Consider the following 21,450-nt stretch of genomic DNA (forward strand, 5'->3'; position numbering starts at 1 on the left):
GAAAATGAAGAACTAGAAAGTCATAAAATAAGACTAGGAACCACCTCCTTGGCTGGCTCAATCTCCCTTGAGCTAGCCATTTCTTTTATCTGCGATTTGCATTTCATTTCTCTTACCAACGCTTTTTCTGCAAAAAAACAAAAAAAGCGCATCCCTATTTTGTTAATCCATTTATACTCATTTTAACGAATATTGACGTACGTTAAGCCGAATGGATGGGTATTTATGAATCAATATAAGTCAGCTATGATTATCCTTAATGGTAAGCAAGCAAATCACGTTGAGCTGCGAAAAGCCATTACTCACTTGCGTAAAGAAGGCCATCAAATTCAAGTCCGTATTCCTTGGGAGATGGATGATACGTATTATTTTATTTCTCAGGCGATAAAACACGGTATTGATACCATCATTGCGGCTGGAGGTGACGGTACTGTAAATGCCGTTGCCAGTACTTTAATGAAGTTCCCTAGCGAGTCTCGCCCTGTTTTAGGTATTCTTCCGATGGGCACGGCAAATGACTTCGCCACCAGCGCAAATATTCCAATAGATATTGAAGCCGCCTTAGCACTCTCATTAAAAGGGAAATCTGTCCCCATTGATATTGCGCAAGTCAATGAACAGTATTACTTCCTCAATATGGCCACTGGCGGCTTTGGGACGCGTATTACCACTGAAACACCTGAAGCACTAAAATCGGCATTAGGCGGTGCAGCTTATGTGATAAACGGCTTACTGCGCCCTGACACGCTGAAAACAGATATTTGCCATATTGAGGGGGAAAACTTTAGTTGGGAGGGTGAAACGTTAGTCATCGCGGTTGGAAATGGCCGCCAAGCGGGCGGAGGGCAACAACTGACACCGCAAGCACTCATTAATGATGGCACACTAAACTTACTGATTATTCCTGCAAGGGATGTCATACCGGCATTTTTATCGAATTTATTTTCAACCGATAAAAACGAGCACTTGGTCGAAAAGCCATTATCATGGATAAAAATTTCATCACCTCACGATATGATCTTAAACCTAGATGGCGAGCCATTATCGGGAGACACCTTTACCTTCACTGTGCAGCCAAATGCCATTCAGTGTCGGTTACCTCCCCAATGTAACTTATTGGCTTAAAACACGTCATGAAAGCCCTTGTATTCAGGGCTTTCAGTCTTTAAAGGCTACCACCATGCGTGGAAGTGATGAACCGGACCAATCCCCTTCCCGACTTCTAAGCTATCCGCTTGTTCCAAAGCAGCTTGTAAATAAGCTTTCGCCTGTGTTACAGCGTCTTGCCAATCTGCACAACGAGGGCGCAATGCAGCCAAAGCCGCTGACAAAGTACACCCTGTCCCATGAGTGTTTTTAGTCTTTATGCGAATAGAGGTAAAGCGCCATTCACCCTCTGGCGTGATTAGCCAATCGGGGCTTTCAGCATCACTTAGGTGCCCGCCTTTCATCAATACCGCTTGGCAACCTTTTTCAAGTAATTTATACCCCTGGCTCAACATTTGGCTTTCCGTTTGTGCGACTTTTTCATCTAACAATACCGCTGCCTCAGGTAGGTTCGGTGTAATAATCGAAACAAGGGGTAATAGTTGTTGGCGTAGCGCATCAACTGCATCCGGTAATAATAACGGGTCACCACTTTTAGCCACCATTACCGTATCCAATACTACATACGGAATTGGATACTGTTTCAACGCATTCGCCACTACCGCGATATTACTTTGGTTAAATAACATGCCGATTTTTGCGCTATCAATTCGCACATCACTGAGGACTGAGTCTAATTGTGCCGCCACAAATTCAGGAGGTAAGTCTTGGACAGATTGCACGCCTTGGGTATTTTGAGCCACCAATGCCGTCATCACACTCGTACCATAAGCCTCTAATGCAGAGAAAGTTTTTAAATCCGCCTGAATACCCGCCCCACCCGATGGGTCTGTTCCGGCGATAGTTAACGCATTGATCCTCATGAGTGACTCCCCTTTTCAGCTAAAGCAATTGAATAGATTGATAAGCGAGGTTTACTGAAATCATTTTAAATCAAACAATAAAACCGCATTGATTGTCTCATAACATTTAACAAATACCAGCGGTTAGTGAATGAATTTTAATGACTTAGATAAAAAGAGGGAATATCTCACCTAGGAAAAATTAGCATGGCTTATAAGTACACATTAGGCAAATGAATGTTACCCACACCTCGCGATTGTAACTGTTGAGCAAATGCCTCCACTTCCGTTTGGGTTGCCGCAGGCCAGTTAGCGGCTTCATTTTTAACCCCATGTTGCTGGAAGGCGTTAATTTTTATCCGTGTGTTTTCAGGGAGTTTATTTAAAAAATCAGCAAGTTTATCAATATGTTCTTGGTAATCTGTTTGCTGAGGAATATACAATAAACGCAATTCATATAATTTCCCCGCTTGGGCCAGAAATTGAACCGATTGAAAAACACGTTGGTTATCTTTTCCTGTTAATCTTAATGCGCACTCATCACCCCATGATTTTAAGTCAATCATCACGCCATCCGTATACTCAATCACTTTATTCCACCCTGCAGAAGCAAGGTGTCCATTACTGTCAATAAAGCAGGTTAGATGCTTGAGTTCCGGTGCCGCTTTAATCGCTTTAAACAATTCAATAATAAAGGGTAATTGTGTTGTTGCCTCTCCACCACTGACGGTTACACCATTCAGGAAAGCAACATTTTTCTTTAAGTCATTGAGGGCATCATTAACACTTAATGATACGGTCATCGGGCTTGAATTCTTAGTGCACGTCTGCAAACAAGTATCGCAGAGCTGGCAAGCATCGCTATCCCATACCACCTTGCCGTCAACAAACGATAACCCATTGTGAGGACAGGTTAAAACACAGTCCCCACAATGGTCGCAGAGCGACATGGTATATGGATTATGGCAATTCAGACAACGTAAGTTGCAACCTTGCAAAAAAATAACATGTCGATTACCCGGCCCATCTACGCAGGAAAAAGGAATAACCTTATTCAGCGTAGCGCATCGATTGCTCATTGCTGATGACTCGCTGCTGACGGGCTGTAATTTTACAGTTCTTAGTCGCCTCTTCACCTAACCAGGTAGTATTGCTTCTAGAACCTTGCTCTTTATATTTCTCTATATCTGATAAACGCACCATATAGCCCGTAACGCGAACTAAATCATTACTTGCCACATTTGCAGTAAACTCACGCATTCCACAACTAAACGCCCCTTTACACAATTGCATTAGAGCTTGCGGGTTCTGCTTAATCGTTTCGTCGATGGTTAAAATGTCACTGATCCCAGACAAATAGTGTTTGTGATGGGGAGCTACCGCTTGAATGTGTGACACCGGGTCTGGCTCTTCACCGTATGGAATACGAGCCCCCGGTGTTGTCCCGATATCCGAGCTGATCCCTGATTGAGCATGGAGCATCGCTCGGCCTTTATAGCCATACTTAACGGGGGTCGTTTCAACAAAGTCAGCTAGCTGCTCGCTGATTTGATAAGACAATGGCAAGGCCGGTGAATTTGCCTGATACTGGCCTTTCATTCCGTCTTTTTCCATCAGGATGTTCACAGCTTCTGCTAAACCGTAAATACCAAACATAGGGGCAAAACGTTCAGGCTCAATTAACCCTTCTTGCACAAGAAAACTGGTTTGGAAGAAATTAGACTCCTCAAATAAAAATGCGCTACGTGTTTCAATGAGTTCCATTTGTAACTCACAATATTTTTTCAATTGCACATTTAAAAAATCAGCTGAATTTTGACTGCGTAATGCAACTTCACGTAAATTAATACGAACTAAAGTACTTCCCCCACCCGCAACGGGCAACGCATTATAACAACTGACAATACCGTAACCTTGTTCATCAAATGCCGCACTATGAATGATATCATTTGCAATATGCGGTTTACTGCATTCACAAATGCTTTCAATCGCTTGTAAGAAAAGTGACTCCGGTGTGCGCTGTGGATGATAAACAAATGTCAGATTAGGTGCGACTTGTTTCAGTTCCGCATCAATGCGTAAAATCAAGCGGCAAATAACGTTATCATCCGGGCCAATATTGGCATGCATGAAGGCATCGGGCAGTGTTCGGTCTAACTGTATCCAAAACCTTTTTAACTTTGGATACAGCTGTTCTTCTGTCAACTCCCCCACATATGGCATGAGAAGTTTATCTAAATACCCTAAAAATACTGGGAAATTGGTTACCGACGGCACATGATGATACAAAATCATCAGATGATTAAGTGCGTCATCAAAATCCTCTGCGGGGGCTAATTCTAAGTATGCCGAACCTTGTTTGAGGTATTTTACGTAGTCAGGCAATACATAACGTGGCTTATACGGAGCATTTCCTTCATACATATCACAAATAACACGTTCATATAACGCATCAGCAAGGGGCTGGCTCATTGCAAGATATGGAATATGGCTATCTGCCTCTGCCGCTAAAAAATTGGCTTTTTGTTTTGGTGATAATATTTTGTCTGTGGCGATAGCCAAGCATTTAGCTTGGTACTCAGTCAGTGGTTCTTGGCGTTTCATCATGGTGACGTTCCTTTTTTAGTTAGAAGCCAAGGTAATTCACAGCAATATATATGCCATAAACCTTTAAAGACTAGCTCCTAGCCGTGTTGACATACCGCAGCTTATACCTGCCGCCTATGTGATCCATTTCATCTCATTGAGACAAGTCATTATTTGATGTGCGTCATACTTTTTGGATTTGTTTGCACGCTATTTTTCATAAATGTCTGCTCTATCAACATGACTAGTCGCAATCACCTAGATAATAAAAAATATCTTTCTATTACATAACGTTAACTACAAAAATAATGAATGGCACTTTATTTTTCTTATTCTTTTAAAAATCCCTCTCGTCTTCTCTCATCGAAAAATCGTCTTATCCAACCTGAAAATGAAGCACCTCGTCTATTATCAGCTACTTTAGGAGTATTAGCCTATTCAACAACTAATTTGATACGTTATTATTTAATCAGATAATCGGTTATCCCACATAAAAACAGGCAAAATTAAACGGTTCTAATATGACCAGCCAGTTATTATCCTTAATTATGTAATAAATACTGTTATATTATATGTATCTTAATTAAAATAATTCCGCTCAAAATTATAATAATAATGCTAATCTGATAATCATTAGCGAGCTAATCATCATTTTTATATCTGCGATACAGAACTGGATTTACAATGAGAGTTTATAAAAACATACAGTTGGCCGTAGGTGCATCGTTACTCATGAGCACCTCAATCTGCATATCATCGCCTGCCATTGCTCAAGAGCAATCGGAAAATTTATGGGATAAATTTAAAGGCAATGTCAGTACCACGTGGGACTCAGACAAATATGAGCTATACATTCCCGCGGTGACTTGGCACAACCGTGCAATGTACGACAAGAAAAAAACGGATGAATATAATGAGCGCCCTTGGGGTCTGGGCTTTGGTAAATATCGTTATGATGAAGATAATGACTGGCATGCTATCTATGCAATGGCATTCAAAGATTCACATAATGATTGGGAGCCAATTGCTGGTTATGCATTCCAAAAAATGTGGATCCCGGGAGATATTGATGGTTTCCGTATGGGAGCAGGCTTCACTCTGAGCGTCACTGCCCGTAAGGATATGTATTATATTCCGATCCCTGCACCACTCCCTCTGGTATCAGTGGAATATGATAGACTTTCACTGCAAGCCACTTACATTCCGGGGACTTATAATAACGGCAACGTATTATTCGCTTGGTTACGTTGGCAATGGTGACCTAGCCATCTCATGGCTATATAAAATTTCATGGCTGTATAAAAAGGCCGGTGGGAATACCCTACCGGCCTTTTTTATAAGAAAAAAATAAATTTAACTTAGTTGTTGGCTTTTAGCTAAATCTTGCTTTTTAGCCCCTGAGAATTGATACCCAACCCACAGAACAGCTATCCACAATGGCATAATTAATACCGAGATACGCAAACCGTCCATTGTCAGGATAATCCCTAAAATCAACAGTAAGAACGCTAAACACAAATAGTTTCCAAATGGATACCAAATGCTCTTAAATTTCGTTTCGACACCTTGCTTGTTCATTGCCGCTCTGAACTTCAAATTTGAAACACAAATCATAATCCAGTTTAAAACTAACGTCGTCACAACTAATGACATTAACAATTCGAAAGCTTTACCTTCCATCAAAAAGTTAATTAAAATACCACCAGACGTCGCAACACCTGAAACAAATAATGCCATGACTGGTACGCCACCTTTATTCACTTTTGCAAGAAATTTAGGTGCATTACTTTGTTGTGCCAAGCCATACAGCATGCGACTTGTCGCATAAGCTCCGCTGTTATACACAGACAATGCAGCGATTAAAATGACAACGTTCAACGAATTAGCAACCAGTAAGTCCCCTAATTCATGGAAAATTAAGACAAATGGGCTTGTTTCGCCGTCAAGATCAACCCATGGATACAAAGCTAACAGTACCGCTAACGAGCCAATATAAAAAATTAAGATACGGTATACAACTTGGTTAATCGCTTTTGGAATGCTTTTATCTGGGTCTTCTGCTTCTGCAGCTGTAATACCGACCAGCTCTAACCCCCCAAATGAAAACATAATAATTGCTAACGCCATTATTAGCCCATTAAAGCCATTAGCAAAGAAACCGCCGTGCTCCCATAAGTTACTCACTTTCGCTTGTGGGCCACCATGGCCGCTGAGTAATAAGTAGCAACCAAAAATAATCATCGCAACGACTGCAATAACTTTAATTAATGCAAACCAGAACTCAGTCTCACCATAAGAGCGTACATTAATCAAATTAACTGCATTTACCGCAATAAAAAACACCGCGGCAGAAACCCATATAGGGAGCTCAGGCCACCAATGTTGCATATATTTGCCTGCAGCGGTCAGTTCGGTCATCCCAACGAGGATAAACATGAACCAATAGTTCCACCCTGAAAGGAACCCTGCAAAACCACCCCAATACTTAAATGCAAAATGGCTAAACGAACCCGCCACAGGTTCCTGAACAATCATTTCGCCCAACTGACGCATAATCAGGAAAGCAATAAACCCACACAGCGCATAACCCAGTAAAACTGACGGCCCTGCCATTTGTATGGTTGTTGCTATTCCGAGGAATAACCCTGTACCAACAGCACCTCCCAATGCAATCAATTGGATATGCCTGTTTTTTAATCCCCGCTTTAGCGTCTGTTGCTGTTGCGCCATAACTTTACCCTTTTGTCCCCTTACTTGTTTTTTATCTTCCAAAATAATGATAATGACACAAGTTTATTTGAATTTTCTTATTAACACTACATTCTTCTGGTGCCGTTTTCAGCATTTTGTACGACCCCAAAACAGATGCTATTAATTATTTTTTTCATCACATAGCAAAATGATACCGCAGGATGGTTACCCCGATTCAATATCATGGATTGAGCATTAAAAAGCAAATTCAAAATGGTAACAAGTCAGTCACACGACAAATACCAAAAATAAAGTTTTCACCACCCTGATCACACAGGTTATCCATCGCTAAAAGATAGAAAAAAACACAAGCCAAAACTGCACTTACAGCAATAATTAATTTACGACCAAACACAGACAATTCCTTCATATTTCTATGATGATTTTATTTTTCAAATGATTACAATATTAAGATACTGCCATTTTATGATTGGTATCACTTATGGCATTGCATATAATGCGTTTATAAAAGAAATGGTACTCTAATTTAGAGCATCAAATTTGAGGAAAATATGCAATTGACCTCTTTTTACAAAAATTTGCTCATTTTAGGTGCTATTGGTTACTAACTTATTCTGATTGTGCTTTTTTTACCCTAAAAATGGGAAATACCGCACAAGCAGCCTTTGTCATGATGAAATGAAGTTGTGTATACTTCTGCTACCGTAAAACTAGAAAACATTTGAGATGCCACAAGATAACCACTTAGCACTTGTTTATGCTTTGAGTAAATGGATAGAAGAACACTTAGGGCGCGTGATCCACTTAGAAGAGCTCGCGGCTTATTCAGGCTATTCACTTTGGCATATGCAAAAAATCTTTAAAGAAGTCACAGGGATTTCACTGGGTAAATACATCCGTCAACGCCGCCTTGCTGGTGCGGTCAACTTACTCCGTAATAGTAACCAGTCCATTTTCGATATTGCACTGGATTTTGGTTTTGGGTCTCAGTCCCACTTTACCTATATGTTCCGCAAAGAATATGGTATCACGCCATTTGATTTTAGACAGAATGACCAAATCCAATTAGATGTTAAGCAACCGCTCCATCTAATTCATAATTATGAGTGAGAATATTTTAGCCGCATTAACCTATTGATTAACATAATAATGCTATAAAACATTGTCATTTCAACTTTTGACTATTGAACAGAGTTCCTGCTTTACATTCTGTTCAATTTCACATCAAACACGCATTATTCTAATGCAACTAAAGTTATAACTATTTGTATAATTTACATTCTGAATAATTAGAGTAAGGTATTGGCAGAAAGCACGAACTTTAGGAGGCATTGGATGTCAATCAAACTGGTCGCCATTGATTTAGATGGCACATTACTTAACTCCCAACACCAAATATCTCCCGTAGTAAAAGAGGCTATCACGCAGGCTAAGCAAAAAGGTGTCCATATTATTTTAGCCTCGGGCCGACCATTTTCTGGTATATCTCCTTACCTACGAGAATTAGATTTAAATACAACGAATAACTATTGTATTAGTAATAATGGTAGCGTCATTCACCAAGCCAATGATGGCAGCCATCTCGCAGAGAATTTGTTAGATTTCGCTGACTTCCAATATTTTGAGGAACTCGCAAGAAATGTCGGGGTTCACATGCATGCTCTCGCGGATAATTGCATGTTCACGGCTAACCGCCATATTAGTCACTATACGGTCGCAGACGCCTATTTAACTCACACACCACTCATCTATTGCCCTGTTAATGAGATGGACTCTTCTCTAGAATTTACTAAGTTTATGATAATTGACCACCCAGAAAAATTAGATATTGGTATCAGCTATATTCCAGAGAATGTCTTCGATAATTACGCTTTAACCCGAACAAGTCCGTATTTCCTTGAGGTCTCAAATAAAACGGCGAATAAAGGGACTGCGTTACAATGTATTTGTGAAAAGTTGGGTATTACACCTGACAAAGTCATGAGTATTGGTGACCAAAATAATGATATCCAAATGCTGCAATACGCCAGTGTTTCTGTCGCAATGGGCAATGCGTTAGACCCCATTCGCCAAATGGTGAAATTTGTCACTACGACTAATGATGAAGATGGCGTAGCCGTCGCCATCAATAAATTTATTAATGTGTAGCCACAGAAAAATTTGCTATCAACATGATGTCCATGGCAGCGCCTACACTCGTTCACGCTGCCACATTTAGCCGCTTACTGTTTGCCTAGTCGCTAAAAAGCAAATGACCGACCCCATGGTCACCATTAATACACCTTGCCAAAAACTTAACGCTAATGTAGTGCTTAACAATATTGATGCGAATGCTGTCGAAATAACGGGGGTAAAATAAGAAAGCGTTCCTAAAAAAGCCACATTTCCCTTGATAACCGCAAATGTCCACAATGCATTCGCTCCACCAGTCGCTATTGAGGCAATGAGTAATAATAACAGGCTTTGGCTATTGATAATAAACGGTGTCGGTGTACTGAAAAAATACAGTATCCATAACCCAATAGAGGTCATGATAAAGAATAATACCATCCCATTATGGCCACCAGAAATACGCTTAGTCACATTGCTGTAGAATGACCAAACAATAGCCCCGATAAAAGCTAAAAAATAACACAGTGGATTACTTTGAATATTTGCCAAAATAGTTTGTACCGATAATGGCTGATTTCCTGAAATTACCCAAATCAGTCCCATAAAAGCTAAAACTAACCCTGCCCCCAATAATAAAGTGAAACGCTGACGGTTAAAAAACACAGCAAGTGCGATAGTAAAACTTGGCCACAAATAATTCACCATACCCAGTTCAATCGCTTGTTGCCGACTATTAGCTAAACCTAACGCTAGTACAAAACAAATTTCATAGCTAACAAACAGTATTGTTCCCCAAAGTAAATAGCGTTTAGGATATTTCGTTATTTTTGGCACTCCCATGGCAAGTACCAATACCAGTGAACCAACCGTATAGACTAATGCGGCGCCACCTACTGGTCCAAAGTTTTCACTTACACTGCGGATCAGCCCTACCATTGTGCTCCACAACAAGATCGAAATAACCCCATACAGCGTTGCGGCATACTGATTCAATTTCATAACTCTCTCAGCTATTTAGTTTCGAAAATGATATTCATTGTAATAATACATTCATTTTACCATCTAAAAAAACCTTATAGCTCAAACAATTATAATGCAAGCGTTTATTTTTAGTAAATATTGATAATATGTCATAAAAAAATTCTCAGGCTATCACCTAAGAATTTTATGATTTAAAACTTTTGTATTAGCGAGATGTTTCTTTCTCAACCCACTTATCAACTTCTTCTTTTTCCCATATCCCTTCTTCAAATTGTTTCTTTAATTCAGGATGCTGATTGATATCAAAAGTTGGTATTTTACCTGCGACTAACTGCTGGTTATAATCTTTAGCAAGTTTAAAAGCGATACCTGATAATAGAAGGATCGCGATTAAATTAGTTATCGCCATTAGACCCATCGATAAGTCTGCAAGTTTCCAAATAAATGGCATTTCAGCAAGCGCACCAAACATCACCATACCTAATGCAGCTAAACGGAAAATAAATAAACCCGCAGTATGATTATTCTCTAAAAAAATCATATTGCTTTCGGCATAAGCATAATTAGCAATAATTGACGTAAATGCAAAAAAGAAGATAGCTATCGCAATAAATGTACTTCCCCAACTACCGACGGCAGAAGAAAGAGCAAGTTGTGTCAATTCAATACCATTGATGTTGTCCATTCCACTTTCTAATACACCAGATGATAAAATAATAATTGCTGTCGCACTGCAAATAACGATGGTGTCCATAAAAACACCAAGCATCTGTACATACCCTTGTGATGCAGGATGTGGAGGATAAGGTGCTGCCGATGCCGCTGCATTTGGTGCAGACCCCATTCCAGCCTCATTAGAGAACAATCCCCGCTGAATTCCTTGTGTCATCGCCTGAGCAACACCATAACCAACAGCCCCGCCAGCCGCCTCTTGCAAACCAAATGCATTTCGGATTATCAGCATAAAAACTTCAGGTAATCGTTCGATATGGTGCCCAACAACCCAAAACGCCAATAGTAAATAGGCTAACGCCATAACAGGAACAACTAATTCAGCAACCTTCGCAATGGATTTCAATCCACCAAAAATAATGACTCCGCTTAATAAAACTAAGCCAATGCCAACATAAATTGGATTGAAATCAAAGGCGACTGCGGTTGCTTGAGCAATAGAGTTAGCTTGTACTGCATTAAATACTAAACCAAAAGCAATAATCAGAAAAATTGAAAATAACACGCCCATCCAGCGTTGGTTTAAGCCTTTTTGCATATAATATGACGGCCCACCTCGATAATTTCCTTTATCATCTTTGGTTTTGTATAACTGTGCTAAAGTACATTCAATAAAAGAGGTTGCCATTCCCAATAAAGCAACAACCCACATCCAAAAAATAGCCCCAGGCCCGCCTGCTGTTAGGGCAATAGCTACCCCAGTTAAATTTCCTGTACCGACCCTAGCGGCTAAACTTGTACATAATGCCTGAAAAGATGAAATACCTGCGCTATCAGACTGTTTACTGTTTTTTAAGACACTAAACATATGGCCAAAATGCCTAATTTGAATAAAACCAGATCGAAGGGTAAAATATAGACCAGCTCCCAGTAATAAATAAATAAGTAAAGAACCCCAAATGAAATTAGTTATTGAGTTTATAAATTCTATCAAATTACACTCCTTTTTTATTAAAACGATTAATAAAAAACTAATCGAAAATTAAATCCTCACATTTAAATCACAACTCCAGAAAAGGAGTTTAGCTAGCAAGAGCCGACTCATCTTAATATGATTAGCAGAAATTATATTTTTTTATCTTTAATGTAAATTAATTTTCGATTCATTAATCATTAACTACATTCAATTTTAATAGAAACACGTTACACGTCCATAAAAAAGAACCTATAACCCTTTGAAAAAACAAGTCATGAAAAATCCCCTTTTCATTTCACCGAAAGTAAATCAAATGATTGATTCATCGTGCTTATTTTAATCAACAAGTTAATTGAATAAATAAAAACTCATCATTCATTTCATATATCCACTTTTAATTAGCTTATTCCTTAACGAAAAACTTTATAATACTTCTTTTATTTAATTCATTATTTGGAATGTATCATCGATGTGTAACACTAATGTACAATAAAAAAGCAAATTCAATTACAATCATCTTAATTAGATGGTTGCTTATGTTTTCACTTAACAATAAACTGAGCCTAATAAATTTATAGACAAGAGGTTAACACATGGAAATTAATATCAAGTTATCTGATGACCCACTTTCTCAGCTCTCTGAAAAATCATATGACGCCTTCATTGCTGAGCTGAAAGCTCGTGTTTTAGAAGTCTATCCTGGCAGCTATCTATTGATCACTCATGATAACGGCCCAACGACTTTTCAAACTAAAGGCTTTCATGATGATAACGAAGCACATATTGTTTTACATGAACTTGTCGAAGATGTCTTAAAGCATGGCCATTGGTTAAAACAGTAATTTCCTTGCCAGATTACACCAATAAAACCAGCTGTGAGCCTACATGGGCTCTAGCTGGTTATTTTTAATATCCTCTCGTATTTCGATAACATTTCCCCTCAATATTTATTCAAAGTCTGATCAAGATCATACTTAGTCTTATCTATTATCAAAACAAGTTAAATTTGCTTTACCTTTAACCGTTATGTGGTAATGTATATAACGTAATTTTCATTTACATTGCTTTTGCTAATTATAGCGGCCAGTATTTATACTGGCTCTTTTTTATGAAATCATGCTAAAAATCCATTCGACGTCCCCGTTTTAGGTCTAATCTGCTATAGTATTTCTCTAATACTAGATAGAGTTATTATTCATTGAGTGCAAAATAGAGGTATGACTATGAAGCGTTTATTACTGGCTTTTTGCCTGACCCCAGTCCTTGTTATGGCTGATAATGCCCCATTAAATATTAGTGAGATAGCCAACGATTATTGCGAAATCACAGGTCAAGCACTAAGTGAAGCGTACAGCACTGACAAAACTAGCAGTGAGTTAACTCAAGCAACCATTGCTAAACTGAAAAGTGAAAATGTCGACCTCAAGCAATTAGCCACTGTTGAGTCAGACCTACGCGAAAATCTAACTTCAGCGATTGATGCCATACGCAGCAATAAATCTAAGTTTGCTAATGAAGCTGATTTCAATAAATCATTAAATGATTCTGTTTCAGCTTGTAAAATTCAAACTGAACTTCTTTTGAATAAATCTTAATCATTTAATTTTCTAGTAAAAAAGCGCTCAAACTAAAATTTGAGCGTTTTTTTTATCAATTAGTTTGTTTTTTAACACACAACTGTTCAATCGAGAATTGTAATTCCGGTGTCTCACTTATAATCAGTTGCCCGTGTTCAGAGAAACGCCCATCTTTAATACTTACATTCGCAACAAATGGCAGAGAGTTTTCTTGAGAAGGTAAACGGTATAAACCACAAACTCGATAACTTTCGCCTTCCTTGAACTCACTTTTTTGTGCTATTTCCACATCACTAAACTCAACCACTGATGAGTTGCCGAGTTTTTTTTCCACCATGCTTTGGGCTTCATTTTTGACATCTGAATCACCAATACTCGTATAAGAATGGTATGCAAATACTCCTAAAGCCAATAGCAATACTATCAATAATTTTGTTTTTATACGCTTCAACGCATCACCCTTCCTACTTTATGATTAATTAGCTTAGTATAAATGTATTATACCCATTTGAGTAAACAATTTGAGCTTTTAACTCCATTGTTTAATGCTTACCCTAACCAATTGATAACAAGATATAAAAAATATTTTCCAACCCTGATAATTGGCTAGAAAATATCTATCAACATTGATTCAATTTATATTTATTAACTTAGCATTAATAAAAAAAATATTTTTTATTTTCTTAGCTAGTTTTATACTAGTCTCCATACTATTAGACTGATTTAATATATTTTTATGAAAGAAAAAATCGTTAAAAATCTTGTTAACTTAACTCATGGAAACAATAATGATGTTAAAATAGCGGCGATAAATGCATTAGGCGATTATATTTGTTCAATTGAACAAGAAGCCGCTATCGATAGGCTACTTGTTTTATGTGATGATTATAATAAAGACATTGCCGTTGCATCAATTATATCAATCAGTAAACTTGCTAAGTTCTTCAATGAAAAACAATAAAATAAAATCAATAAAAAACCATGAGTTAACGTTAAGTTTATTTTATTAACAAACTATTTTCATTGTGAGGAAATAATGAAATAAAAGTGGCTGAATTATGGTTTATTCATTTAGATAAGTAAATGCAATTGAATTAATTAATTACAATGGCAAAATGATAATTAATAAATATCTAAAGGAGATATCATATGAATATATTAAAACCATTAATTCTTAGTGCGAGTTTAATCGCTATTAGCTTTTCGACACTCGCTTACCCAGGGGATGGTAATGGTTCATGGCACCGTGGCGGATACCAAAACCAACACCAATATAATGATAGGCCTTGCGATAATTATCGTCACTCTAATTATGCAAATCGTCACCGTGGAATGATGCAGTATTCAACATCTATTCAAACTGCTCAACCAGATGAAACACTGAAAAAAATCGCTGCAGATGCACCTAAAGGAGAAAATGGTAAACAGTATATGGTTAAAGTTGCAGTTGTAGAAATTACACCTAATACCCCTGTGCAAGGCCAATAATCTTTACCAAGGATAGAAAAATACTACCCTTTTTTATATATCCTCAATAATGCTATAACCCGATTGGTTGCCCTTCACCACCGTAGTATGACAAGCCTTCCCTTTATACTTCCAATAAATTTTCAACAGATAAATCCCCTACACACTGATACGAATAATTAGTCATAAAAAGTAAATAATTATTTACTTTGAGTCAATTTTAAGTAATCTAATGTACTCAAAAAATAATAACTTCAGGGAATAGCTATGGATCGTCGTTCATTTCTTAAATCCAGCTCATTAGTGGCTGGCGGGCTTGCGCTTAATTCATTGTTTAATCATGCGGTTGCACAAAATAGTAATATTGTATTGCCGAGTGAAAAGCACCCATTACTATTGCATTTCAATGAAAATTCATTAGGGATGTCCGAAAATGCTAAAGAAGCTATCATCAAGGCATTACCTAATGCATTCCGCTACCCTGATGATGCTCGTGCTGAATTACAGCAGAATATTGGCGAGCTCTACAGTTTATCTGATAAGCACATTACTATAGGCAATGGTTCATCTGAAACCATTCAAGCCGCTGTTGCCATGTTGGCTGCTAAAGCAAATAAACTCGGTAAAAAAATTCAATTAGTCACCCCAGATCCAACATTCAATTATACAGAACTCTATTCTCTTCCATTGAATATAGCGATAACGAAAGTTCCTTTAAAAACCGATTTATCATTTGATTTAGAAAAAATGAAACAAGCCGCTGATAATTTTGACGGTTTATCCATGGTCTATATTTGTAATCCGAATAATCCGACGGCAATGATCACACCTTATAGGCAGCTTGATAAGTGGATGAGTAAAGAGTCTGACAACACATTTTTTATCGTTGATGAGGCTTATGCTGAATTTGTTGAAGACTCGGACTTTACAAGTGCTATTGAGTTAGTCAAAAAAGGCCAAAATAACTTGATTGTCACACGCACCTTCTCAAAAATTTTCGCCTTAGCAGGCTTAAGAGTCGGCTATGGGGTCGCAACTCCCGAAGTTATTGCTGCTGTAGATGCGTTTTTATCTATTGATAATACTAATACAGCAGGTGCGGTTGCTGCGATTGCATCACTGAAGGATAAATCATTTATTCAATACAGCCTAAAATCCAACAATATATCGAGAAAAATCGTAGAAAAAGCATTAAACGAAATCGGGCTAGAATATGCTCCATCACAGGCTAACTTTATTTTCCATAAGGTTAAAGGGGACGTAAAAACCTATCAACAACGTATGGCTGATGCGCATGTCATGGTAGGTCGTGAATTTCCACCCGCGGTTGGCTGGAATAGATTAACGCTAGGAACCCCCGAGGAAATGCAGCAATTTGTTGTGATACTAAAACAATTCCATGAAAAAGGATGGGTATAAATTAAGTTAAATCCAAAAAGAGCAGCTCAAGCCGCTCTTTTTGTTAAAATGGCCCCTTAAATATAAAAAAGGCCCCCGCAAAAATAAGAATAAAACCTATCAAATGGTTAATTGTAAAACTTTCACCTAAATACAATACGGAGAAAAGAACAAAAACACAGAGTGTTATCACCTCTTGCATTGTTTTCAATTCAGCTGCACTGTAGTACTGATGCCCTAACCGGTTAGCTGGCACTGCAAAACAGTATTCAACCAATGCAATTAACCAGCTAAAGAAAATAACAATATACAGTGGCTTTGTTGTGAATTTTAAATGCCCATACCAAGCAAACATCATAAATACATTTGAAACAACAAGTAATAATACTGGGTAGAATTTAGTTAACATGCTGATTTAATAGTCAAATAACAAGAAATCGATATTATGGAATTAGAGGTAACACATTCCAATGTGCTCCGACAAATCCCGTCACTTTTCATATCATAAATTTAAACGTATTTAGCAATCATTACGAGGTAATAATGAATATTAAATATGAATTAATGACACAATCAGATTGTCATGCTGTAGCTCAATTATTGCAATCTAATTCTGAATCCCAGCAAGGTGGGTTACTCGGTGAATATCCTCAAGCCAAAGTTAACGCAATGTTTGCAGGAAGTCTAACCACCATTATTGGTCGGGATGGAAATAAAATTGTCGCGGTCGTATTTAGCTTTGACTCTCACTCTTTATCTTTACCACCTATAGCTCATTTTATTATTAAACAACATACAAACATTATACAAGGTAACTGGCTTTATGGCCCTGTTTGTATTGATAATGATCATAGGGGAAAAAATATTCTCAAGACTCTTTTTGATGAAATTTGTTCTTACAATCAAGGAAAGCCCGTTGCTTTTATCAATGCGGATAATCTTAGGTCTCTTTTCGCACATAAAAAAATAGGCATGAGTAATGTCACTGATTTTGAATTTGATGGCACAACATATCATCTAATGGTCGGAAACTAAAAATGTACCAATAAGTACATTTTTAGTTTCAACTTGCTTATTTTTTGCTACACTGTGACAAATTATTGTATACAGAGGTACATTTATGACCGATTACACGAGTGCAAATCAAAAGGCATGGGATAAACAAGCAGAATCCCAACTTGCTTGGTCAAAACCTGTTGATTCCAAAACTATCCATGAAGCCAAGCAAGGTAAATGGCAGGTTCATTTAACGCCAACGCCTGTTGATGCAGCTTGGCTAGGCGATATAAAAGATAAAAAAATTCTCTGCTTAGCGTCAGCGGGTGGGCAACAAGCCCCGGTACTCGCAGCTGCGGGCGCAAATGTGACTGTGTTTGATTTTTCTCAGAAACAACTTGAGCAAGACAAAATGGTAGCAGAAAGGGATGATTTAACATTAGAGACTGTTCAAGGTGACATGCGCTCATTACACATGTTTGCGGATGCAACCTTTGACATTATATTCCACCCTATTTCTAATTTATATATTCCAGATGTTAACCCTGTCTGGCAAGAATGCCACCGTGTGTTAAAAACCAATGGGCGCCTATTATCCAGCTTTTATAACCCAATTCTTTTTATTGGCAAACGAGATAAACACTATGACGAGCAAGGCATAATAAAACCAAGTTATACGATGCCATACTCCGAGCTATCCACTTTATCAGCAGAGCAAATAGCACAGAAACAGGAAAGACAAGAAGCTTTTGTATTTGGTCACTCACTGACAGACTTAATAGGTGGGCAAATAAAAGCAGGCTTTTCTATCACAGGTTTTAAAGAAGATTGGCAACCTAATCCACGATTCGTTATTGATAATTATCTACCAACATTCCTAACGACAATGGCAATTAAAACCAATTAATTATTAACGCTCGTTGTGTTAACCACTCAACGAGCGATCATTAACTTAGCTTCTTTTACAGTACCTATCCCATACAGCTTCAAATTGTTCTGCTGGGATAATATCATCAGTTTTTTCCACAAAAGGAATGGATATCATTACCTTACCAGCTCTATTTTTATGAAGCCTAATGATAAATCTTTTATAGCCATGAGGTAATTCATTTTCAAAGCCAAAGACTTCACCGCAATAATAACCCGTTTCATCCCCTTCTTCACTTTTCGCCAATACATAATATTGAACATTTTTATAATTAGCTGCTGATGGGTAAGCAAGAAAATCTTCAACAGAGCTTTTAACCCGACTCTCTGTATCTAATTCAGGATCAAGTGAAACTTCAGTCATAATTCCTGCAATATATGCGCACCCAGCTACTAACAGTAACACCAAGGCTCTTAATAACATTTTAATGATACAGCTCAATAGAAAACACTGGTTATCATTATAGTTAATAATTAATTTTTTGCGACTCTACCCAAGTGTACTTAAGCCGTCAGCTTATCGCACTTCTTTAGTTTTCATTATAGTTTGCAGTTAATTATGTCTCCCAATGTTATCTATTGAGTGAGTTGCCATATATAAACTAATATTGCCGCTGTTATTATCCAAATAACAGTTGCAACACTTAAACTTCCCCAAACTGTGATTTTTGTTGCTAATAAATATACTGTTAATAAATACATTGCATAAGGAATGAGAGACCACAACCCAAACAGTGCAGTTTTTCTTAGAGCTTCCGCTCCTTGCTCTTGTACAACAATAACATGTGCAATTAATGCGAATGTAGGAAAAAGAGGAACTAATCCTGCAATGTAGTAAATTTTACTACGCGAAAATAGTGCAATAACCAACACAGCTAAAGCACCTAAAAGGCATTTAAAGAGTAAAGAAAACATACCGCACTCAATAATTAAATTTTAAACATGGACTATTATTATCACAAATAATCCGTAAGTTAACTGTATTGTCGCTGTCAATGTACAACTACAGTGTCCTTTTCCCACCTTGAATCAGTAAAAACACCTAATTAACTTCAATTTTATGAGCTAAGTCAAATTGTTGGATATAAAGTATCCAGAAATAGTGCCGATACATTTATTCAGTCCCTACGCCTGATGCTTTCGCGTGACTACATATAACTTTTTAGCTATCGGACAGCTTCGATTTGCTCATGGTTAATCACGTTATGTTTAGAAGTCGTATTTAGTATGTGTGAAACATACTATTCGATGGTATGAAAGGAAATAATCAATGATGTCTGGTAATTTAAAAAAAATTAATTTTAGTTCAACTAAGTTCTCTTTTTCTGGTTTTAAGACAACAACTCTAGTCTGGTTTATTTCAGGCCTACTTATCGCCCTTCTTCTTTCAACTTGTTGGTTTTTCTTTAGTTCTTTAAAACAATATCAAGAGACATTAACCAAACTCGATACTATCTATAACGAACAAACTCAACTAAACAATACATGGCAGTCTTTATTACAAGCAAGAAATACATTAAATCGTGCTAGCTCTCGCCATTTATTAGTTATCAATAAGATGAAAACATCAAATACTGACATAGATAGTCTCATCGCGTTTTATCATAAAAAAATAGCTGAAACGGGTAATTATTGGGATGCATTTACAACCGTTTCCATCTACAAAAATAGTGACCAATTTGCTGAGTTAGAAAAATCATATAACGCGTTATACGCTGCATTAAATGAGCTTTCCGTATTTTTAGTTCAAGGAAAAACATATGACTTTTTAAACCAGCCGACTCAGGGATTTCAGGACACATTTGAGAAAAACTACGTAAAATATCATCAACAATTAAATAGTAGCTATCATGATATTGCTCTCGCAAGTGAGCAACTGTATAAACAAAGTTTGATTGGCTTAATCGTTACTATCTCAATCGTTATCCTCGTAACTCTGTTCATTCGCTTTATTCTACAGCTTTTCTTTATTCGCCCACTGAACCAAGTTATTGATGGCATTGAAAAAGTTAGCCATGGCGTTTTATACCATAGCTTTGATAACAAAGGTTTATATGAAATCAAATTACTTAAACAGCATGTATCTAATATGCAAAGTAAACTGGTTGATATCGTCAAAAATATTTATGATAACACTCACCATATAAAAACTGAGCTTAATGATATCACTCAGATGAATCACGACCTTTCTACTCGAGCAGATCAACAAGCCGCTGCCATTGTTGAAACAGCAGCCAGCGTCGAAGAACTCGATTCCTCTTTTAAATTGAACACTGCTCACACTAATCAATCGTGCAAATTGATGTCAGAAACGAGTATAACAATTGATAAGAGTAATGAACTTATTTCTGATGTTGTTGAAAATATGGATGATATTGTCGATTTTTCGAAAGAAATTAGTAAAATTACTTCAACCATTGATAATATTGCGTTTCAAACTAATTTATTAGCATTGAATGCCGCTGTAGAGGCAGCTAGAGTGGGTGAACATGGCAAAGGATTTGCGGTCGTCGCAAATGAAGTCCGCGAATTATCAATTAGTTGCACTCAAGCATCCAAAGAAATCAAGCTATTAATTAATAATTCAAATGATAAAATTAATCACTGTTTCCAGTTAGCTGCAGATGCAAATGACAATATTGTTTCAATTGCACAAGATACATCTAATATCAATGAGATGATCCAAAGTGTTGCGCTTGCCTCAAATGAACAGACCCATGGCGTTAGCCAAATACACCTAGCAATCAATGAATTAGATAACACCACACAAGCGAATGCAACCATGACTCGTGAATTGCAATCGTCCTTAAGAGCTTTGGAGTCCCAATCAGATTTATTAGAGGCTATTATTTCTATTTTTCACATTGAACCCAAAAGTGAACATGAAATAGATAGTGATACTCCCCAAGAGGCTAAAACTAAAAAAGTAAAACAATCTATCTAGCAAAGTATAACATTTCATTTAGGGGGTTGACTTTCTTTGGTCACCTCCAACATTTTTATCTTTTCTCTATTACTCCCTCCACGTTATCAATTTTTATTACTATGTTTCATAGCCATTTAATACTTTTTAGCGTTTATCTGATATAACAGATTA

The 21,450-nt window shown here is 37.4% G+C and carries 23 protein-coding genes; 12 read left to right on the plus strand and 11 right to left on the minus strand.

Going from position 1 to position 21,450, the window contains the following annotated elements; genetic code table 11:
* Positions 1-225 precede the first annotated feature (225 nt).
* Positions 226-1,125: a lipid kinase YegS gene (gene yegS / locus PSF67_RS09750; protein WP_166264764.1), complete on the plus strand. Its 900-nt coding sequence runs from the start codon at positions 226-228 to the stop codon at positions 1,123-1,125.
* Between the two features lie 47 nt (positions 1,126-1,172).
* Here yegS and thiD read toward each other — a convergent pair whose 3' ends face one another.
* The 3 genes from thiD to PSF67_RS09765 form a co-directional block, all read right to left on the minus strand.
* A complete protein-coding gene (thiD, locus tag PSF67_RS09755) occupies positions 1,173-1,970 on the minus strand; it encodes a bifunctional hydroxymethylpyrimidine kinase/phosphomethylpyrimidine kinase (RefSeq protein WP_102139810.1) in 798 nt (265 codons plus the stop codon).
* A gap of 191 nt (positions 1,971-2,161) precedes the next feature.
* Positions 2,162-3,028: a YjjW family glycine radical enzyme activase gene (locus PSF67_RS09760; protein ID WP_166264762.1), complete on the minus strand. Its 867-nt coding sequence runs from the start codon at positions 3,026-3,028 to the stop codon at positions 2,162-2,164.
* Positions 3,000-4,556 carry a YjjI family glycine radical enzyme gene (locus PSF67_RS09765; RefSeq protein ID WP_272676837.1) on the minus strand — a complete coding sequence of 519 codons (1,557 nt, stop codon included), beginning with the start codon at positions 4,554-4,556 and terminating at the stop codon, positions 3,000-3,002. Before PSF67_RS09765 ends, PSF67_RS09760 begins: the two co-directional genes overlap by 29 nt.
* Before the next feature lie 663 nt (positions 4,557-5,219).
* Here PSF67_RS09765 and pagP point away from each other — a divergent pair.
* Complete coding sequence (gene pagP, locus PSF67_RS09770) at positions 5,220-5,795, plus strand: lipid IV(A) palmitoyltransferase PagP (RefSeq protein WP_102139807.1); 576 nt, start codon at positions 5,220-5,222, stop codon at positions 5,793-5,795.
* A 93-nt stretch (positions 5,796-5,888) separates the two neighbouring features.
* On the opposite strand, the gene PSF67_RS09775 is transcribed toward pagP, so the two are convergent.
* Both PSF67_RS09775 and mgrB read right to left on the minus strand, forming a co-directional pair.
* Positions 5,889-7,265, minus strand: a complete 1,377-nt coding sequence (locus tag PSF67_RS09775; protein ID WP_195697236.1) for an amino acid permease — start codon at positions 7,263-7,265, stop codon at positions 5,889-5,891.
* A gap of 229 nt (positions 7,266-7,494) precedes the next feature.
* Positions 7,495-7,641 carry a PhoP/PhoQ regulator MgrB gene (gene mgrB, locus PSF67_RS09780; RefSeq protein ID WP_231068146.1) on the minus strand — a complete coding sequence of 49 codons (147 nt, stop codon included), beginning with the start codon at positions 7,639-7,641 and terminating at the stop codon, positions 7,495-7,497.
* A gap of 332 nt (positions 7,642-7,973) precedes the next feature.
* Between mgrB and PSF67_RS09785 the strand changes: the two genes are divergently transcribed.
* Positions 7,974-8,357, plus strand: a complete 384-nt coding sequence (locus PSF67_RS09785) for a helix-turn-helix domain-containing protein (protein WP_004253477.1) — start codon at positions 7,974-7,976, stop codon at positions 8,355-8,357.
* 225 nt (positions 8,358-8,582) lie between these two features.
* Positions 8,583-9,395: a sugar-phosphatase gene (gene yidA, locus PSF67_RS09790; protein WP_272676838.1), complete on the plus strand. Its 813-nt coding sequence runs from the start codon at positions 8,583-8,585 to the stop codon at positions 9,393-9,395.
* Between the two features lie 66 nt (positions 9,396-9,461).
* On the opposite strand, the gene yddG is transcribed toward yidA, so the two are convergent.
* Together yddG and PSF67_RS09800 are read right to left on the minus strand one after the other, a co-directional pair.
* Positions 9,462-10,358 (minus strand): aromatic amino acid DMT transporter YddG, encoded by an 897-nt coding sequence (gene yddG, locus PSF67_RS09795; protein ID WP_229597448.1) that lies wholly within the window; start codon positions 10,356-10,358, stop codon positions 9,462-9,464.
* A 187-nt stretch (positions 10,359-10,545) separates the two neighbouring features.
* Positions 10,546-12,006: an alanine/glycine:cation symporter family protein gene (locus PSF67_RS09800; protein WP_102139802.1), complete on the minus strand. Its 1,461-nt coding sequence runs from the start codon at positions 12,004-12,006 to the stop codon at positions 10,546-10,548.
* 575 nt (positions 12,007-12,581) lie between these two features.
* On the opposite strand from PSF67_RS09800, the gene PSF67_RS09805 reads away from it, so the two are divergent.
* Entirely contained in the window at positions 12,582-12,830 is a 249-nt protein-coding gene (locus tag PSF67_RS09805; protein WP_102139801.1) for a DinI-like family protein, read from the plus strand.
* Positions 12,831-13,211: 381 nt separating this feature from the next.
* Positions 13,212-13,583: a hypothetical protein gene (locus PSF67_RS09810; protein WP_102139800.1), complete on the plus strand. Its 372-nt coding sequence runs from the start codon at positions 13,212-13,214 to the stop codon at positions 13,581-13,583.
* Between the two features lie 55 nt (positions 13,584-13,638).
* Here the strand turns inward: PSF67_RS09810 and PSF67_RS09815 are convergent, their stop codons facing one another.
* Complete coding sequence (locus PSF67_RS09815) at positions 13,639-14,016, minus strand: hypothetical protein (RefSeq protein WP_102139799.1); 378 nt, start codon at positions 14,014-14,016, stop codon at positions 13,639-13,641.
* Positions 14,017-14,301: 285 nt separating this feature from the next.
* On the opposite strand from PSF67_RS09815, the gene PSF67_RS09820 reads away from it, so the two are divergent.
* The 3 genes from PSF67_RS09820 to PSF67_RS09830 all read left to right on the plus strand — a co-directional run bounded on the left by PSF67_RS09820 (position 14,302) and on the right by PSF67_RS09830 (position 16,451).
* Entirely contained in the window at positions 14,302-14,526 is a 225-nt protein-coding gene (locus PSF67_RS09820) for a hypothetical protein (RefSeq protein WP_094960468.1), read from the plus strand.
* Between the two features lie 188 nt (positions 14,527-14,714).
* The gene (locus PSF67_RS09825) at positions 14,715-15,053 is read left to right on the plus strand and encodes a hypothetical protein (RefSeq protein ID WP_102139797.1); all 339 of its coding nucleotides are present in this window, start codon (positions 14,715-14,717) and stop codon (positions 15,051-15,053) included.
* Positions 15,054-15,299: 246 nt separating this feature from the next.
* On the plus strand, positions 15,300-16,451 hold the full coding sequence (locus PSF67_RS09830) for a pyridoxal phosphate-dependent aminotransferase (protein WP_272676839.1): 1,152 nt from the start codon (positions 15,300-15,302) through the stop codon (positions 16,449-16,451).
* Between the two features lie 43 nt (positions 16,452-16,494).
* Here the strand turns inward: PSF67_RS09830 and PSF67_RS09835 are convergent, their stop codons facing one another.
* The gene (locus PSF67_RS09835) at positions 16,495-16,839 is read right to left on the minus strand and encodes a DMT family protein (protein WP_102139795.1); all 345 of its coding nucleotides are present in this window, start codon (positions 16,837-16,839) and stop codon (positions 16,495-16,497) included.
* A gap of 134 nt (positions 16,840-16,973) precedes the next feature.
* Between PSF67_RS09835 and PSF67_RS09840 the strand changes: the two genes are divergently transcribed.
* Together PSF67_RS09840 and PSF67_RS09845 are read left to right on the plus strand one after the other, a co-directional pair.
* Positions 16,974-17,465 (plus strand): N-acetyltransferase, encoded by a 492-nt coding sequence (locus PSF67_RS09840; protein ID WP_272676840.1) that lies wholly within the window; start codon positions 16,974-16,976, stop codon positions 17,463-17,465.
* Positions 17,466-17,550: 85 nt separating this feature from the next.
* Complete coding sequence (locus tag PSF67_RS09845; protein ID WP_272676841.1) at positions 17,551-18,333, plus strand: class I SAM-dependent methyltransferase; 783 nt, start codon at positions 17,551-17,553, stop codon at positions 18,331-18,333.
* Positions 18,334-18,378: 45 nt separating this feature from the next.
* Here PSF67_RS09845 and PSF67_RS09850 read toward each other — a convergent pair whose 3' ends face one another.
* A complete protein-coding gene (locus PSF67_RS09850; RefSeq protein WP_272676842.1) occupies positions 18,379-18,717 on the minus strand; it encodes a hypothetical protein in 339 nt (112 codons plus the stop codon).
* Between the two features lie 212 nt (positions 18,718-18,929).
* Positions 18,930-19,268 carry a GlpM family protein gene (locus PSF67_RS09855; RefSeq protein WP_102139791.1) on the minus strand — a complete coding sequence of 113 codons (339 nt, stop codon included), beginning with the start codon at positions 19,266-19,268 and terminating at the stop codon, positions 18,930-18,932.
* A gap of 355 nt (positions 19,269-19,623) precedes the next feature.
* Between PSF67_RS09855 and PSF67_RS09860 the strand changes: the two genes are divergently transcribed.
* Positions 19,624-21,297, plus strand: a complete 1,674-nt coding sequence (locus PSF67_RS09860; protein WP_272676843.1) for a methyl-accepting chemotaxis protein — start codon at positions 19,624-19,626, stop codon at positions 21,295-21,297.
* Positions 21,298-21,450: the final 153 nt, after the last annotated feature.

The organism is Providencia sp. PROV076, assembly GCF_028483405.1.
Taxonomy (GTDB): domain Bacteria; phylum Pseudomonadota; class Gammaproteobacteria; order Enterobacterales; family Enterobacteriaceae; genus Providencia; species Providencia huaxiensis.